Raw genomic sequence first — 17,864 nt, forward strand, 5'->3', positions numbered from 1 at the left:
GGCCCGGGGGCCTGAGCGTTTACCTAAGGACGTACGGCTGGCAGGCCGATTTAGCGCGCCGAATAGCCCTCGGCCATGGCCACCACCACTTTGCGCGGGCCGCTAAAAGGCGCGCGGGCGTGGGCGGTGAGCATGTTGTCGAGCATCAGTACATCGTTGCGCTCCCAGAGAAAACTCACAGAGCACTGGTCGAGTACGCCGCGCACTTCGTCCAGCAGGCTGTCTTCGATGGGGCTGCCGTCGCCGTAGTAGACATTGCGCGGTAAGTCTTCGGGTTCGACGATGTCCAACAAGGTCTCGCGCACCTCGGCCGGCAGGTTGGAGATATGAAACAGGTGCGCCTGGTTGAACCACACATCAGCACCGGTTTGCGGGTGCCGTGCCACCGCCTGGCAGCGCTGGCGCGTGCGCAGTTCGCCGTCGTCCTTCCACTCCCACTCGATGGCGTGGGCGCGGCAATAGGCTTCAGCGACCTGGCGCTGCTCGGTGTTGAACACCTGCTCCCACGACACATCTAAACCGTTGCCGTAATTGCGCACGTACATCAGGCCTTTGTCGATAAAACGCTGGCGGATCCGCGCGGGCACCCGGCGGTAAATCTCGCGGCTGTCGGCAATCGGCGTCTGCCCGCCGCTTTGGGCGGTGAGCACGCTGTAGAACCAGATTTTCATCGGCCAATCGAGGGTGTAGGCCTGTTCGTTGTGGAGGGGGATACTCTGGTGCGCCGGGTACTCGGTGGAGGTGTAGACGCCCTGGGTGACGTTGCTGCGGGGGGTTGAGCCGAATTCGTAGTTAAGCAAGGGGTGGCCGAACGAGCCGGCGAACTCGCGGAACGCTTCGACCCCGGCCACCTCGAAGCCACGAAATAACAACCCCCCACACTGGGCCAGGTGCTGTTCCACCAAGCCCTGCAGGCTGTCGAACACCTCGAGCAAATCGATGCCCGGCGCTGGCGCCTGCACCAGCAACGGCAACAGGCCGGTTTGCCCGGCCATTGGTAGGGCAAGAATCTCCAGTGTTTCACTCATGAATGTTTGGCTCCCTGTGGGGTGTGCAGCCCCCTTGGGCAGGGCGCTGTATTACCCGGTTGGACGGATGACTCAGGGTGGAAATTAGCCGCCAGCAGGGTTGAGGCAAGGGATCGAGGGCAAGCCCTCTCCTACCCGATCGCGGCACCCCCAATATCAAACATACCCCCGACCGTAGGAGGGGGCCTTGCCCCCGAGCTCTTGATCCTCAGCCACGCCACTCGGCATTCAGCCCGTTGCCCCAATACTATGCCCGCTCTGCACCCTGATATAACGACCAGCTAGCGTCGATTGCGTGCCTGCAAGACACTCGGGGGCACAGACAACCTGTCAGGAGTCAGCCCATGCCCACCCACGGCGTTTCCACGCTGCTCGCCGTTGACCTCGCGCAATCGGTCTTGCAGCGTTTTAACCAGGTGGGGCAGCGCTCCTCGGCGTATAGCGCGTATGGCGATACGCCCGCTCCTGCCATGGCGCCGCTAGGCTTTAACGGCCAACGGCGCGAGCCTAAGAATGGCCTTTATTTACTGGGCAATGGAAACCGGGCTTATAGCACTAGGTTAAGGCGGTTTTGCGCGCCAGATCGGTTGAGCCCGTTCGATGAGTTGAATGCTTATGCCTATTGTGATGGCGACCCTATTAACCTAAGCGACCCCACGGGGGCCTTTCCGTTTGCATTGTTAGCCACTGGGTTCAAAGCCTTATTCGGCATCGGTGCCTTGGCCTCCCTCGCGGGGCCAGTTGTGATGGTCGTCGGGAGCGATAATCAAACCATGGTGGTTGTCGGCCTTTCTCTATTGATTGCTGGCTTGGTCACGGCGACGGCAAGCGTGAAGGGTTTTGGCTGGGCTGCGAAGCGGGCTGGGCGTGCGGCGCCTGCGGTACCGGGTGTTTCCCTCTCGTACATAGATTCACTCGCAGAAAAAGGGCTAATCGCAACAATAGAACCACCCTTGCACGCCTCTGTCGTTCGTGATTCTGGGATCTACACATCTATACCCGTCCGATGAATACTCTAGCCCTAGCAAGTATTACGCTGCGCCGCCGGGGCATGGCGCGCAGCGCGAATTGTGGGTTGCGCTGCAGGCTGGGTAGCGGTCGACCACAGGGCCTGCCCCCCAGCACTTTTAGCGCTGCCCCACCGCCGCCGCCTGAGCGAATATCCCCGCCACCTGATCCACCTGTTCAGCACTAATAATCAGCGGCGGCAAAAAGCGTACGACACAGCCATGGCGGCCGCCGACTTCGAGGATCAGCCCGCGTTTGAGGCATTCGCGCTGGATACTGGCCGCCAATGGGCCGTTGGCCGGCGATGCTCTCACCGCATCAGTCGCGGAGTTTGCGCCACGTTCATACAAAGGGGGTAAGCCGCAGCGCGTAAGACGCCACGTGATCTAGCGCACCCGACCAGACCGAGCTTAGCCTCGATAGTACCCGCGCGCTGCACCCTGATATAACGACCAGCTAGCGTCGATTGCGTGCCTGCTAAACACTGGGTACAGACAACCCATAAGGAGTTAGCCCATGCCAACCCACCGCGCCCCGACGCTGCTAGCGGTTGACCGCGCGCAATCGGTCTTGCAGCGTTTTAACCAAACGGGGCAACGCCCCTCGGCCTATAGCGCGTATGGCGATACGCCAGCGCCCGCCATGGCGCCGTTAGGCTTTAACGGCCAGCGGCGCGAGCTTGGCAATGGCCTTTATTTATTGGGCAATGGGCATCGAGCTTATAGCCCGGTTTTGAGAAGGTTTAGTGCGCCCGATCGGTTGAGCCCGTTCGATGCCGGGGGGTTGAATGCTTACGCCTATTGTGGTGGCGACCCTATTAACCGAAGCGACCCCACAGGGGCCTTTCCGTTTGGGTTGCTAGCCAATGGATTCTTAGCCTCTAGCGCCATCGGTGGGTTGACCTTCATCGCGGGGACAGGTGTGATGATCGCCGGCGCCTCGATAGATAATACCACCATGGCGATTGTGGGCTTTGCTGGAATGGCGGTTGGCGTGGCCATGACGGGGGCAAGCATGAGAGCTTATATCTGGGCGAGGAAGCGCGCGATGGTGGCGCGGGCTCATAGGGAGATGCAGGCTTGGAGCGCGATTGCGACGCGGGCTCAGAGGGAGGCGCGGGCTCTGGGTGCGACGCGGGCTCAGGGGGAAGCGGGGGCTGCGGGTGCGGGTGCGGCACGCGTGGTATCTGACCGCCCTCCCACGTACATTGAGTTAGTCGCACAAGAAGAAGCACTCGCAAGAGCAGAGTTACGCCAAATAACAGAACTACCCGCGTACGACGTTGCCGTTCGTGGAACAGGGATCTCCAATACACGCTTTTAACCGGCCAATGACTATTCTAGCCCTATCACGTATTACCTTGCGCCGCTGGGGCATGGGGCGCAACGCGAATTGTGAGTTGCGCCGCAGACTAGGTAGCGCTCGACCACCGAGCCTGCCCCCAGCTCTTTTAGCGCTGCCCCACCGCCGCCCCCACCGCCTGAGCGAATATCCCCGCCACCTGATCCACCTGGTCAGCACTGATAATCAGCGGCGGCAAAAAGCGTACGACACAGCCATGGCGGCCGCCGACTTCGAGGATCAGCCCGCGTTTGAGGCATTCGCGCTGGATACTGGCCGCCAATGGGCCGTTGGCCGGCGGATGGCCGAGGGCGTCCGGGGTGCCGTGGGGGTCGACCATTTCCACGCCGAGCATCAATCCACGGCCGCGCACATCGCCCATCTGTGGGGTACGCGCCTGTAATTCAAGCAGGTGTTGGCGCAGGCGCGCACCGACGTCTGCGGCGTGCTGCACCAAGTTGTGTTGGTCGATATGGCGGATCACCGCCGAGCCCGCGGCCATGGCCATCTGGTTACCCCGGAAGGTGCCCGCGTGGGCGCCGGGCTGCCAGGTGTCGAGCCAGTCCTGGTAGACCATGACCGCCAACGGCAAGCTGCCGCCAATGGCTTTAGACAACACCACCACATCGGGCACGATCCCGGCGTGCTCGAATGCGAACAACTTACCCGTGCGGCCAAAGCCGGTCTGGATTTCATCGATGATCAGCGCGACACCGGCTTTCGCGGTGATTTCCCGTACCCCTTGCAGCCAGCGGTCCGCCGCAGGCACCACACCGCCCTCGCCCTGCACCACTTCGACGATCAACGCGGCGGGCAGTTGCACGCCGCTTTCCGGGTCGCTGAGCAGGTTGGCCAGGTAGCGCAGATTGAGCTCTACCGCCGCCTCGCCACCCACGCCGAATGGGCAGCGGTAATCGTAGGGGAACGGCATAAATTGCACGCCGCTGCTGAGCAGTGCGCCCAGAGGGGTTTTCGCCTTAAGGTTGCCCATCAGGCTCAGGGCGCCCTGGCTCATGCCATGGTAGCCGCCATGGAACGCCAGCACGGTGCTGCGGCCGGTGGCCATGCGCACCAGTTTCAGCGCGGCTTCAACGGCGTCGGTGCCGGTCGGCCCGGTGAACTGGATTTTCGCCCGTTGGGCAAAGGCCGGCGGCAACACGGCGAATAGGTCCTGGACAAAACGGTCTTTGACCGGCGTGCTGAGGTCCAGGGTGTGCAAGGGTAATTCGTCGTCGAGCACCTGACGGATCGCCTCGATCACCACCGGGTGGTTGTGCCCCAGGGCCAAGGTGCCGGCACCGGCCAGGCAGTCGATGAAAATACGCCCTTCCACATCTTCCAGGTGAATCCCGCGCCCGCGCTTGAGCGCCAGGGGCAAGCGCCGCGGATAACTGCGCGCGTTGGACTCCTGCTGCTTCTGGCGCGCCAGAATAGGGTTGTCGTGGAACTCATAAAGGGTCGCCTGGGGCCCCTGCTCCAGGGTTTCGACTTGCGCTAGCGCTGCGTCCATGTGAAGCCTCTCTGCATGGTTGAGGGGCCCGTCGGGGCCCGAAATTTAGAGCGCCTCGAGGCGCGACATAAGGTCGTCGATGCGGCTGGCGGTGTGCTCGGTCAGGGCGGCGCCCTGCAGCCCTTCGATGTAAAGCGCCAGCTCGGCGACGCTGCTGCACTCGAACATGGCCCGCAGCGGCACGTTGCGCTGCAAGGTCTTTTGCACCCGCGAAGCGATTTGGGTGGCCAACAATGAATGCCCGCCCAGCGCGAAGAAGTTGTCGGTCACCCCGACTTGCTCGACGCCGAGCACCTCAGCCCAGATCGCGGCCAGGGTGGCTTCCAGCTCGGTCCGTGGCGCCACCTGCTGCAGACCGCTGGCAAAGGTCAGCTCGGGCAAGGCTTTGCGGTCGAGCTTGCCGTTGGGGTTGAGCGGCAGTTGCGCCAGGCGCAGCCAGTGCTGCGGCACCATGTAGTCGGGCAAATGGGCGCGCAGTGCCTGCTTGAGCCGTTCGAACAACGCTGCGTCATCGAGCGCCAGGTCGGCGTTGGCCACCACGTAGCCGACCAGGTAATGGCCGCTGCTGCCAACCTGGGTCGCCACCGCAACTTGCTGCAGTTCGGGCAGTTCGCGTAAACGCGCTTCGATTTCTCCCAGTTCGATGCGGTAGCCGCGGATTTTCACCTGGTGGTCGGCGCGCCCGACGTACTCCAGCACGCCGTCTATACGCCGGCGTGCGCGGTCGCCGCTGCGATAGAGGCGCTCGCCGGGGCCACCGAACGGGTCGGGGAGAAAACTCGCCGCCGTGCGCGCGGGGTCACCCAGGTAACCGCGACCGACCCCGGTGCCGGCGATAAACAACTCGGCACTGGCCCAGCAGGGCAAGGGTTGCAGATCGTCGCCAAGCAGGTACAGACGGTTATTGTCGGTGGGGGTGCCGATGGGCAGGTAGGCGCTGTCAGTGGCGGCCAGGTCGACGCGAAACAGGGCCACGTCGTCGGCACACTCGGCCGGCCCGTAGGCATTGACCAGCGGCACCTGCGGGTAACGCTGCAACCATTCCCGGGCCAGGGCTGGCGGCATGGCCTCACCGGTGGGCAGGAGCCAGCGCAGGCTGGAGAGGTCGGCCGGGTCTTCTTTGAGCAGGCCCTGGATCAACGATGGCACGCTTTCCAGCACGCTGATGCCGGCGTCGCTGATGTGCCGTAGCAACGCGGCCGGGTCGTGGGCGATGGCGTCGGGGACGATGTTCACCTGGGCGCCGCACAGCGCGGCGGTGAGGAACTGCCACACGGAAATGTCGAAGCCCTGCGAGGCGGTCTGGGCGATCACGTCGTCGGGGCCCAGTTGCAGGTACGGCAGCTTGCTCAACTGGTTGTTGAGCATGCCAGCCTGGTGCACCGCCACGCCCTTGGGCAGGCCCGTGGAGCCGGAGGTGTAGATAGCGTAGGCCAGGTGCTGGCCGCTTACGGCAACGCTCGGCTGAACCGGACCCTGGGCTGCGGCTTGCAGGGTTTCCCACACCAGTAAGATCGGCCGACCGTTACAGGCCAGCTCGTCGAACAGGCGCTCGGCCTGGGCCTGGCAGGCGGCGCTGCAGACCAGCACCCGGGCCTGGCTGGCGCTGAGGATGTGGGCCAGGCGCTGGGCTGGGTGGGCCGGGTCGAGCGGCAGGTAACCGGCGCCGGCCTTGAGGGTGCCGACGATCATGCCCAACAGCGGTAAATCGCGCTCGGCCAACAGCGCCACCGCTTGGTCGGGCTGTACCCCACGCTCAACCAGGGCCTGGCCCAGGTGGCCAGCCTGTCGATTAAGTTCAGCATAGGTCCAGTGCTGGTCCAGGCAACGGGCGGCGACCCGCTGCGGATGCGCCGCCACCTGCGCCTCGAACAGCGCCACGTAGCCCTGCTCCAGGGGGTAAGCCTGGGCGGTCTGGTTGCAGTCATTGAGCAACTGGTTGCGCTCGGCCGGAGCCAGCAGCGGCAGCGCGGCGAAATCACCGGCGAAACCCTCGACCAACGCCAGCAACAGGCGCTGGAAATCGCCCAGCAGGCGCTCGATGGTCGCGCCTTCGAAGAAGCGCTGGTCATAGGACAGGTGCAGGCCCAAGTCATCGCCCGGGTAGCAGACTACGGTCAGCGGGTAATTGGTGTGGGTGCGGCCCGACTCCGAGCGCGCGTTCAAGCCTTGGGCCTGGTGCAGCACTGAGACGTCCACGGGAGCGTTCTCGAACACGAACAGGCTGTCAAATAACGGCTGGCCAGCCGGCAGCTCGCTGCACGCTTGAATTCTCACCAACGGCAGGTGTTCATGCTCGCGCAGTTCCAGGTTCTGTTCGAACAGCCCTTGCAGCCACTCCCGTACGCTCATGGCCTGGCCCGCCGCCGGCATGCCGATGCGCAGGGGAATGCTGTTGATAAACAGCCCCACCGCTTGTTGCATCTGCGGCAGCGCAGCGGGGCGCCCCGCCACGGTGACGCCAAACAGCACATCGCGGTCGCCGCTGTAGCGACGCAGTACCAGCGCCCAGGCCGCCTGGGCGAAGGTGTTGACGGTCAACTGATGCTGCTGCGCCAATTCGCGCAGCCGCGCGCCTTCGGCCGGCAGCAGGCGCACATAGCGGTCACCCACCTGCATGCCGGCGTTGTCGTGCACGATAGGCCGATCGCTGGGGATAAAGCTGGGCCGTTCGAAGCCGGCCAGCGCTTCTTGCCAATACTGCTGGGCGCTTTCCAGGCCTTGGCGCTGAAGCCAGGCGATAAAGTCGCGGTAGCGCGGCGGCGCAGGCAAGTCGGCGCTGCGGCCCTGGCCGAGGGCCTGATAGATCGCGAAAAAGTCACTCATCAAGATCGAGCGGCACCAGGCGTCAATCAGGATGTGGTGGTTGCTCATGATGAACCAATGCCGGTCAGGCGCCAGGCGAATCAGGCGCAGGCGCAGTGGCGGGCGTTCGAGCAGGTCGAAACCGGCGCGGCGTTCGTCCGCCAGTAGGGTCTGCAACTGCGCTTGGTGAGTGTCGGCCGGGCTGGCGCTCCAATCGAGAAACTCCACCCCGTCGCCCGCGCCTTTATGGATGATCTGCAGCATCTGCTCGCCGCCATTCCAGCAAAACGAGGCGCGTAACGCTTCGTGACGCGCGACGACGGCACGCCATGCCTGGTCGAAACGCTCGACGTCCAGCGCGCTGTCGATGCAATAGCGGTCCTGCATAAAGTAAATGCCGGTACCCGGCTCCAGCAGGGTATGCAGCAACAGGCCCTCTTGCATCGGCGTGAGCGGGTAGACGTCTTCGATCTGGGCGAACGGCAGGGGCAAGCCATCGAGCTGGGCTTGGTCCAGGCGCGCCAGGGGGAAGTCCGAGGGCGTGACGCCGTCGCTGTCCTCAGCCAGGCAGTGCTCGACCAAGGCTTGCAGCTCCAGGCGATAGGCTTGGGCCAGTGCCTCGATGGTGCGGCGCTGGTAGCGCGCGCTGCTGAAGGTCCAGCGCAGTTGTAGCTCACCGCCATAGACTTGGCCGTCGATGCTCAGCCAGTTGGGTAACGGCGCCTGCTCGTCGTGCTGGGCGCCCCCGGCTTCGGGGCTTGGGCGCAACAGGGCGTCACTGGCGAAGCTTTGGTCGAACTGCCCCAGGTAGTTGAAGGTCACCCGCGCCTCGGGCAACGCGGCCATGGCCGCACGGCTGTTGGCATCGGCCAGGTAGCGCAGCACGCCGTAACCCAGACCTTTATGGGGCACGCCACGCAGCTGTTCCTTGATGCGTTTGAGGCTGCTGCCCAGCTGTTCGGTGGGCACCAGGCGCACTGGGTAAGCGCTGGTGAACCAGCCGACACTGCGGCTGAGGTCGATGTCGTCGAACAGTTCTTCACGGCCGTGGCCTTCGAGCTGGACCAACACCGACGGCTGCCCGCTCCACTGGCACAGCACGCGGGCCAAGGCGGTGAGCAGCAGGTCGTTGACCTGGCTGCGGTAGGCCGCCGGCGCCCGCTGCAGCAGGGCCTGGGTGAGTTCCTGGCCCAGTGACAGCTGGACGCTCAGAGCGTGTTGCTGCAGGTCCTGGGCTGCGGGACTATCGCCTGGCCACTCCCTGGCAGGGTTGCCCAACTGCCGCTGCCACCACGCCAACTCTTCGCGTAACGGCTCGCTACCGGCATAGGTGCGCAGGCGCTGGGCCCAGTCGCGCAGTGCGCTGGTCTTGGCGGGCAAATTCGGCGCTTGGCCGAGGGCCAATTGGCGGTAAGTGTTTTGCAAATCTTCCAGGAGGATGCGCCAGGACACACCGTCGACTGCCAAGTGATGAATCACCAGCAACAGCCGTGGCGCCTGGCCCTGCACCCAAACCCCACGCAGCAAGGGGCCGGTTTGCAAATCGAGGCTGCGTTGAGCTTCCTCGAACAGGGCCAGGCGCTGCTCGGCGGTCTCGGCCTGGCGCTGCCACAACAGCGTTTGCATGGCCTCGGGCGGGCGATGTTCGGCCCGGCCCTGGCGGTCAAAGCTTAGCCGCAGCGCATCGTGATGGCTGACCAGCAACTGCAAGGCGCGCTCCAGCAGCGCAGGTTGCAGGGCTTCGCTGGGCTCCAACAGCAGCGACTGGTTCCAGTGCTGCGGGCGTGACAAGGCTTGCTCGAAGAACCATTGTTGGATCGGCGTCAGCAGGCTGCTACCCGTCACCGGGCCTTGCTCGATGCGCACGCTTTCGCTGTGCTGCGCAACGGCGGCCAGGGTACGCACGGTCTGGTGCTGGAACAGGTCGCGGGCGCTGAAGTGCACGCCACCCTGGCGGGCCCGGCTGACCACTTGAATGGACAGGATCGAGTCACCGCCCAGGGCGAAGAAATTGTCGTCGATACCCACCTGGGCCACGCCCAGGGTGTCACTCCACACCTTCGCCAACAGCACTTCCAAAGCGCTGCGCGGCGCTTGGTACTGCGCCTGGGCCGCTTGCAGATCCGGGCTGGGCAAGGCGCGGCGGTCGAGTTTGCCGTTGGCGGTCAGCGGGAAGCAATCGAGCAGCAGCAGATGCGCGGGCACCATGTGCTCGGGCAACGCCGCCAGCAGGTGCGCGCGCAAGCGTTCGGGCAAACCGCTGGTAGGCACGCCAGGTTGGGCGACCACGTAGCCGACCAATTGCGTGCCCGACGGGCCCTCGCACGCCAGGACCAAGGCCTCGTGCACCTCGCCAGCGCTGGACAAACGCGCCTCGATCTCCCCCAGTTCGATGCGAAAGCCGCGCACTTTGACCTGCTGGTCGCTGCGCCCCACGTACTCCAACTGGCCGTCGCGGCGCCAGCGCACCAGATCGCCGGTGCGGTACAGGCGCCCGCCAGCGGACCCGCCGAACGGGTCAGCGACAAAGCGCTCGGCGCTCAGGCCGGGGCGCTGGTGATAACCACGGGCCAGGCCATAGCCACCCACATAAAGTTCGCCAATGGCGCCACGGGGGAGCAACGCCAGGTCGGCGTCGAGTACGTACAGCCTGCGCACGCCCACGCCTTGACCAATCGGCACACTGCCTTCGACCAACTGCGCCGGCACGGCACAGGCGGTGGGCATCACCACGGTTTCAGTGGGGCCGTAGGCGTTGAACAAGGTGCCAGGGCTAAAGCTTTCCCGCAGCGCCTGCAGGTGCTCGGCGGTCAAGGCTTCGCCACCGGTAATGCACAAGCGCACCGGTAGCTGTTGGCCTTGGCTGCGCAGCCATCGGGCCAGCTGGTTGCCGTAGCTGGGGGTAAAGCCCAGCACGTTGATGCCCTGTTGGCGAATCAAGCCGCAGATGCTCTGGGCGTCCCACTGGCCCTGCTCGCGCAACACCACTTCGGCACCGAATAGCAGCGGCACCAGCAGACGCTCGCTGGCCGCGTCGAAGTTGATCGAATAAAAATGCAGCTCGCAGTCAGCCCCGCTGGTGCCGAACAACTCGCCCACCGCCTGGCAATGCATGGCCAGCGGGCCCTGCTCCACCGCAACCCCCTTGGGCAGGCCGGTGGAGCCGGAGGTGTAGATCACATAGGCGAGGTCTGCCGGGTGGCTGGGTAACTGCAGGTTATCGCTGGCCAGCGCCGGTAATGCTGAGGCGTAATCCTCCAGGCAACAGAACGTGACGTCGGACGGCAGTGCTCCCAGGGTTTCCTGCAGTTCCCGATGGCCGAGCAGCACCACCACGCCGCTGTCTTCGATCATGTAGCGCAGGCGGTCGTTGGGGTACTCGGGGTCCAGCGGCACGTACGCCGCGCCGGCCTTGAGGATCGCCAGCACGCCGACCACCATGTCCACCGAGCGGCGCAGGGCCAGGCCCACTTGGCGCCCCGGCACCACCCCCTGCCCCGCCAGGTAACGGGCCAGGCGGTTGGCCTGGGCGTTCAGTTCGGCGTAACTCAAGGTTTGCCCGGCGCAACTCACCGCACGCGCTGCGGGTGTGGCCGCTGCCTGACGCTCGAAGCGCGCGGGCACACTGAGGAAGGCCGGAGCCACAAGGGGCTGGGCCAACAGGCGCTGCTGTTCTGCCGGTGTCAGTAACGGGACTTCGCTGAGGCGCTGCTGCGGCGCGTCGAGCATGCCCTGCAACAATTGCTGCCAGTGCTCGGCCATGCGCTCGATGGTGTCGGCGTCGAACAGGTCGCTGCTGTAGGTCAGGCAGCAACGCAGTTGCGCATCGAAGTCGGTGACCTCCAGGTTGAGGTCGAATTTGGTCGCGCGGGCATCGTTGACCAGGTAGTCCACCTGCAGGCCGCCGGCGATTTCCCGGCTTTGCTGGAACTCCCAGCGCTGCACGTTGCACATCACCTGGAACAGCGGGTTGTAGGCGGCACTGCGCTCCGGTTGCAGGGCTTCGACCAGGTAGTCGAACGGCACGTCCTGGTGGGACTGCCCGTCGATGGCCACTTGGCGCACCTGCTCCAGCAGTTGTTCCACCGACATCTGCCCGTGGGGCTGAATGCGCAGCACTTGGGTATTGAGAAACGCGCCAATCAGGCCTTCGCTTTCAGGGCGAATGCGGTTGGCCAGCGGCACACCGATGCGCAGGTCCTGCTGCCCGCCATAGCGGTACAGCAACAGGGCCAGGGCGGCGCTCATGGTCATGAACAGGGTCAAGCCGCGCTGGTTATTGAAGGCTTTGACCCGTTGCGCCAGGGCCGGCTCCAGGTCGAAGCGGTGCAGGTCGCCGCGGTGGCTTTGCACGGCGGGCCGTGGTCGGTCGCTGGGCAGTGCCAGCAGCGGTTGCTCACCGCCGAGCTGCGCCTGCCAGTAACCCAGCTGGCGCTGCATTTCGCCGTCTTCCAGCCACTGCCGGTGCCAGGCGCTGTAGTCCAGGTACTGCACCGGCAGCGGCTCCAAGGGGCTGGTGCGATCGTCAAGCAAGGCTTCATACAACTGCGCCAACTCACGGGCGAAGATGTCCATGGCCCAGCCTTCAGTGACGATGTGGTGCAGGGTCACCAATAGGTAATGGTCCTGGGCCGCGCTCTTGACCATGCAAACGCGCAACAGCGGCCCGCTTTCCAGGTCGAACGGCTGGTGCGCCTGTTGCTCGGCCAGGGCTTGCACTTGCGCGGCATGCTCGGCCTGGGGTTGCTGGCTGAGATCAAGCCACTGCATGACCAGGCTCGATTGTTCGGCCACCTGCTGCCAGGCCTTGCCGTCTTCGCTGGGGAAACACGTGCGCAAGGTTTCATGGCGCTGGATCAACGCCTGCAAGGCTTGTTCGAAACGCGCCACGTCCAGGGCGCCACGCAGGCGCGCCATGCCGCCGACGTTGTAGGCGGGGCTGTGGGGGTCGAGCTGCCAGAGGAACCACATGCGTTGCTGGGAATAGGACAGCGCGCAGCGTTGGCTGCGGTCGACCCGGGCAATAGGGCCCTGGGTGTCGCCGCGGCCGTCGGCTTGGGCGCGGGCCACCCATTGGGCGAAATCGCCCAGGCGGCGGCTTTCAAATAGGCTGCGCAAGGGCAGATCGACGGCGAACGCCTGGCGTGCCCGTGACACGATACGGGTGGCCAACAGTGAGTGCCCGCCCAGTTCGAAGAAATCATCGTCGAGGCCGACTTGCGGCACCTCCAGCACGGCTTGCCAGATCGCCGCCAGTTGTTGCTCGCGGGCATCCCGTGGCGGCCGATGTTCGCGCAGGCGTACTTGCGGCCGTGGCAGCGCACGGGCGTCGAGCTTGCCGCTGGGGCTCAGGGGCAGTTGCGCCAGGCGCAGTACATGGGCGGGCACCATGGCGTCTGGCAGACAGGCTTGCAGGGCCTGTTTAAGTTGGCTGCAGATGGCCTCGTCACTGCCCTCGGCCTGGCTGACCACGTAGGCCAGCAGTTGCCCGCCGGCCGGGTTGTCATCCAGCAACAACGCCGCCTGTTGCACGCCGGGTTGTTGCATCAAGTGGGCGCGAATTTCTTCCAGCTCGATGCGCACGCCGCGTAACTTGACTTGAGCGTCGAGGCGCCCGAGGTACTCCAATACACCGTCAGCGCGCCAGCGCGCCAGGTCGCCGCTGCGGTAACAGCGCGTACCGCCCGGCGCGGGCACGAAGCGTTCAGCGGTCAAGCCAGGGCGGCCCAGGTAGCCGCGGGCCAGGCCACTGCCACCGAGGATCAACTCACCGGCGGCGCCGCTGGGCGCCAAGGCGAATTCAGCGTCGCGCACGGCGCAGGTGACATTGGCCAACGGCCGCCCGATCGGCACCCTGGCGCCTACCTCGCCCTGGCAGTGCCAATGGGTCACGTTGATGGCGGTTTCCGTCGGCCCATAGCGGTTATGCAGCTCGACCCCCGGCAACTGCGCGGCCAGGCGTTCGACCAACGCGGCGGGCAAGGCCTCGCCGCCGCTGAAAATTCGCCGCAAGCTCACGCACTGGGTGACTTCAGGCTCTTCGAGAAACAGCTGCAGCAATGGCGGCACGAAGTGCAAGGTGGTCACGCCATGGCGCCGCACCCGCTCGATCAAGCGCTGCGGGTCGCGCTGTTCATCGACCCCGGCCAAGACCAGTGGGCACCCCACTACCAAAGGCAGGAGACACTCCCACAGCGAGACGTCGAAACTCAGCGGGGCTTTTTGCAACAGCACGTCGCTGGCGTCCAGGGCATAGGCCTGACGCATCCAGTGCAGGCGCTCAGCCAGGGCCGCGTGGGTATTACCGACCCCTTTGGGCTGGCCGGTGGAGCCCGAGGTGTAGATCACATAGGCCAGGTTTTCGCCGTGCACGGCCAGTGGCGGCGGGTCCTGAGGAGCGCTGCCCAGGTGCAGGTTGTCGAGGTCCAGACAGGTCACGCCGCTGGGCACGCTGCCCAGCCGTTCAAGGGCCGCCGGGCTGCCGAGCAGCAACGGCATGCCGCTGTCGGCCACCATGTAGCGCAGGCGCTCCAGTGGGTAGTCCGGGTCCAGCGGCACGCAGACACCACCGGCTTTGAGCACGGCCAGCAAGGCGATCATCTGCGTCTCACTGCGGGGCGCCAGGAGGCCCACGGGCACCTCGGGGCGTACGCCCAGGCCGCGTAAATGATGGGCTAAACGATTCGCGCGAGCGTCCAGCTCGGCGTAGCTCAAGCGCTTATCGTCGATGATCAGGGCCACTGCATCAGGGCTGGCGGCGGCCTGATCGCTTAGCCACTGCGGCAGCAAACCCGTCACCGCAGCCGCCGGCTGACTGCCCCAATGCTGGAGCTGCGCCAAATCTTCGCTGCCCAGCAGTTGCAGGTTGGCCAGCGGCTGTTGCGGGTCGGCGCACACCTGCTCAAGGACGCGAACCCATTGCTGGGCCAGGCGCTCGATACTGCTGCGGTCGAACAGTTCTACCGCGTAGTCGAATGACCAGCGGATACGCCCGTGGGTGTCTTCTTCAGTGTGCAGTTGCAGGTCGAACTTGGCTTCGTGGCTGAACCACGGCAGCTCTTCGGCGAACAGCCCGGGCAGGCGCTTGAGGGCGCTGTGGTCGCGCTGCTGGTGGTTGAACAGCACTTCGAACAGCGGGCTGTCAGTGCCGTCGGCAACGGCTTCGAGCACCTGTTGGTAATCCAGCCCCTGATGCGCCTGAGCCTCTACCACTCGGCGCGCAGTGGCGTGGAGCAACTGGCTGAAGGGCTGCTGGCTGTCGACCTCGACACTGATCACTTGGGTGTTGATGAAAAAGCCGACCACGCCTTGGGTCTGCAGCGGGTCGCGGTTGGCGCTGGGCACCCCCAAGCGGATCTGCCGCTGCCCGCCATGGCGCTGCAGCAATGCTTGAAAGCTGGCGAGCAGGAGCATGAACGGCGTGACCTGGGCGGTTTTGGCCAGCTGGCGCAGGCGCTGGCAAAGGTTGCTGTCCAGGGCCTGGCTAACGCGCGCCGCCGCCGAAACCTTGGCACTGCGCGGGCGGTCCAGGGGCAGCGCCAGGGGGCTGTGGACACCGCTCAGGGCCTGCTGCCAATAGGCCAACTGCCGAGCGTGCTCGGCCGCCGTCAGGTGGCTGGCGTGCCACAGCGCGTAGTCGCTGTACTGGATCGACAGCGGCGCCAGTTGCACCGCTTGGCCCTGGACCGCACCGGCATAGAGTCGAGCGAATTCATCCAACACAATCGCCAGCGACCAGCCATCGGCGACGATGTGATGCAGGGTCACCAGCAGCAGGTGCTGCTGCTCATCCAGGCTCACCAGGCGCACCCGGAACAGGCCGCCCTGCTCCAGGTCGAAGGGGGTGGCCGCTTCCTGCTCGCGCAGCGCCTGGGCCTGGGCTTCGCGCTGCTGTTCAGGCCAAGTGCTCAAGTCATCGTGGAGCAACTGCCAGCCCTTGGCTGGCTCCACCCGTTGATAACCCTGGCCGTCGCGCTCGAAGAACACGCTGCGCAGCGAGGCATGGCGCTCGAGCAAAATGGCGAAACTGCGGCGTACCGCATCGATATCCAGTTCACCGCGCAGGCGCAGGCCACCGGGAATGTTGTAGGCGATGCTGCCAGGCTGCAATTGCCAGAGCAGCCACAGACGATTCTGCGCCAGGGATTGCGGCACCTCCACGGCGGCCGGCGCTTTTGGGATTGGCATCGCTGTAGCCGGCTGCGCTTGCTGCAGGACCGCGCAGAAGGCCCCAAAACGGCTGGCCTGGTAGAGGTCACTCAGTTGCAGTTCCAGACCCAGTTCATCGCGCAGTTGGGCGATCATTTGCACCGCTTGAATCGAATTGCCGCCCAGGCCGAAAAAGCTGCTATCGGCCGCCACCTCGCTGACGCCCAGGTAATCACACCACACCTGGGCCACCTGCTGCGCCAATGGCTGGCTGGGTGACGCCTGGGGCACGCGCGAAGGCAGGTCGCTGGCCACCTGTGCGAGGCTGCCGGCCAATAGACCTTGGGCGCAGGCGCTGCGCTGCAGCTTGCCGCTGGAGGTTTTCGGCAAGCTGCCTGGCTCCAGCAATACCACCCGCAACGGCGCCTGGCCGTGCACTTCGGCGACCGCCAGGTGGATGCTCTCGATCAGGCGGTCCAACCCGCCCTGGCGCTGACGACGGCGGTCCACCTCGGCCGCCACGGCAAAACCCTGGACCTCATTTTGGCTCCAGGCAAAGGCCGCCACCCGGCCCTTGCGCACGTCGGCCACCTGGTCTTCGACACTGCGCTCGATATCTTGCGGGTAGAGGTTTTGCCCGCGCACGATCAGCATGTCTTTCAGGCGCCCAGTGACGAACAGCTCGCCATTGCGGCGAAAGCCCAGGTCGCCGGTACGCAACCAGGTACGCCCGGCGCGCTCGACGAAGGTCTCGGCACTGGCCTGGGGGTTACGCCAATAGCCTTGGGCCAGGCTGGGGCCGCTGCTCCAGATTTCACCCACCTGCTGGTCGGCCAGGGTCTGGCCGCTGTGCGGGTCGACGATCAGCAGCGGGTGGTCTGGCTGCTCCCAGCCACAGCTCATGACGGTGGAATCGCTGCCAGGCTCGGCGCGATGGGCAGCCAGCGCTTGGCCGTCCAGTTGCAGCGCTGCAATGCCAGCCCCCGGGCGCCCGCCAGTGACGAACAGCGTGGCTTCGGCCAGGCCATAGCTGGCCAGATAGGCCTCGGGGGTGAAGCCGCACGGGCTGAATTTTTCACTGAACAGGGCCAGGCTGTCGGCACGGATCGGCTCCGAACCGGAAAACGCCACGCGCCAGTGGGCCAGGTCGAGCCCCGCCAAACGTGCTTCGGCGATGCGCTCGCAGCACAGGCGGTAGGCGAAATCGGGGCCGCCGCTGATGGTGCCGCGGTAGTCGCTGACCGCCTGCAACCAGCGCAGCGGCCGTTCAAGAAAGTACTGCGGCGCCATCAACACCACCGGGATAGCGCTGTAGACACCTTGCAGCAAGCCGCCGATCAAACCCATATCGTGGTAAAGCGGCAGCCAACTGACGATGACGTCGTCACTGTCGACCCCATAGCCCTGGCGGATTAGCCATTCGTTGGCCTCCAGGTTGCCATGGCTGACCTGCACGCCCTTAGGGGTAGCCGTGGAACCGGAGGTGTATTGCAAAAAGGCGATGGCCTCAGGTTGGGGCAAGGCACCGGTCCATTGGCCTTCGGCAGCGGGCGCCAGGCTGTCGACGGACAGCCGTGGCGGCAAGGCGCTGCCCAGGTGCTGGGCGACTTCGTGCAGGGACGCTTGCAGGTGTTCGACCGTCAGAATCAACGCCGGCTGCGCATCGTCGAGAATCGACAGCAAACGGCCCAGGTGCTGGGGCCGGCTGGATTCCGGTGGGTAAGCGGGTACGGCGATGACGCCGGCGTACAGGCAGGCGAAAAAGGCCGCGACGTAGTCCGGCCCGCTGGGAAACAGCAGCACCGCGCGCTCGCCCGGCGCGACCTGCGCCGCCAGGGCCAGGGCAATGCCCTGGGCTTTGCGCTGCAGCGCTTGCCATGTCAGCACCTGGCCGTGCTCGGTGTCGCCCTGCAGAAAGCGCAACGCCAACCCGTCAGGGTTGGCGAGGGCATTGCGCGTCAGTGCGGCGGCGAGGGAGGTCGGGCGTTCAAAGGAGTTCGTCATTGCTGTACCTGTTCATGATC

5 protein-coding genes and 1 pseudogene are annotated in these 17,864 nt (G+C 65.2%); 2 read left to right on the forward strand and 4 right to left on the reverse strand.

All coding sequences use genetic code 11. The features are described 5' to 3' along the window. Positions 1–50: 50 nt before the first annotated feature. On the reverse strand, positions 51–1,028 hold the full coding sequence (locus QCL65_RS17270; RefSeq protein ID WP_407310828.1) for a TauD/TfdA family dioxygenase: 978 nt from the start codon (positions 1,026–1,028) through the stop codon (positions 51–53). A 344-nt stretch (positions 1,029–1,372) separates the two neighbouring features. Here QCL65_RS17270 and QCL65_RS17275 point away from each other — a divergent pair, with 344 nt between their 5' ends. Then, positions 1,373–2,038 carry an RHS repeat-associated core domain-containing protein gene (locus tag QCL65_RS17275; RefSeq protein WP_407310830.1) on the forward strand — a complete coding sequence of 222 codons (666 nt, stop codon included), beginning with the start codon at positions 1,373–1,375 and terminating at the stop codon, positions 2,036–2,038. 117 nt (positions 2,039–2,155) lie between these two features. Here QCL65_RS17275 and QCL65_RS17280 read toward each other — a convergent pair. Then, positions 2,156–2,335: pseudogene (locus QCL65_RS17280) on the reverse strand (diaminobutyrate--2-oxoglutarate transaminase); the annotation flags it as partial. Positions 2,336–2,552: 217 nt separating this feature from the next. Here QCL65_RS17280 and QCL65_RS17285 point away from each other — a divergent pair. Next, the gene (locus QCL65_RS17285) at positions 2,553–3,359 is read left to right on the forward strand and encodes an RHS repeat-associated core domain-containing protein (RefSeq protein WP_407310832.1); all 807 of its coding nucleotides are present in this window, start codon (positions 2,553–2,555) and stop codon (positions 3,357–3,359) included. Between the two features lie 127 nt (positions 3,360–3,486). Here QCL65_RS17285 and QCL65_RS17290 read toward each other — a convergent pair whose 3' ends face one another. Then, on the reverse strand, positions 3,487–4,887 hold the full coding sequence (locus QCL65_RS17290) for an aspartate aminotransferase family protein (protein WP_407310834.1): 1,401 nt from the start codon (positions 4,885–4,887) through the stop codon (positions 3,487–3,489). 45 nt (positions 4,888–4,932) lie between these two features. Next, positions 4,933–17,844 carry a non-ribosomal peptide synthase/polyketide synthase gene (locus tag QCL65_RS17295; protein ID WP_407310836.1) on the reverse strand — a complete coding sequence of 4,304 codons (12,912 nt, stop codon included), beginning with the start codon at positions 17,842–17,844 and terminating at the stop codon, positions 4,933–4,935. Between the last annotated feature and the right edge of the window lie 20 nt (positions 17,845–17,864).

This window comes from Pseudomonas sp. nanlin1 (assembly GCF_045571515.1).
Lineage (GTDB): Bacteria > Pseudomonadota > Gammaproteobacteria > Pseudomonadales > Pseudomonadaceae > Aquipseudomonas.

What these genes read in the sequence shown, in the direction of transcription:
- QCL65_RS17285 (WP_407310832.1), top strand. Translation starts at nt 2,553, where the DNA reads ATGCCAACCCACCGCGCCCCGACGCTGCTAGCGGTTGACCGCGCGCAA.
- QCL65_RS17270 (WP_407310828.1), bottom strand. Translation starts at nt 1,028, where the DNA reads ATGAGTGAAACACTGGAGATTCTTGCCCTACCAATGGCCGGGCAAACC.
- QCL65_RS17290 (WP_407310834.1), bottom strand. Translation starts at nt 4,887, where the DNA reads ATGGACGCAGCGCTAGCGCAAGTCGAAACCCTGGAGCAGGGGCCCCAG.
- QCL65_RS17275 (WP_407310830.1), top strand. Translation starts at nt 1,373, where the DNA reads ATGCCCACCCACGGCGTTTCCACGCTGCTCGCCGTTGACCTCGCGCAA.
- QCL65_RS17295 (WP_407310836.1), bottom strand. Translation starts at nt 17,844, where the DNA reads ATGACGAACTCCTTTGAACGCCCGACCTCCCTCGCCGCCGCACTGACG.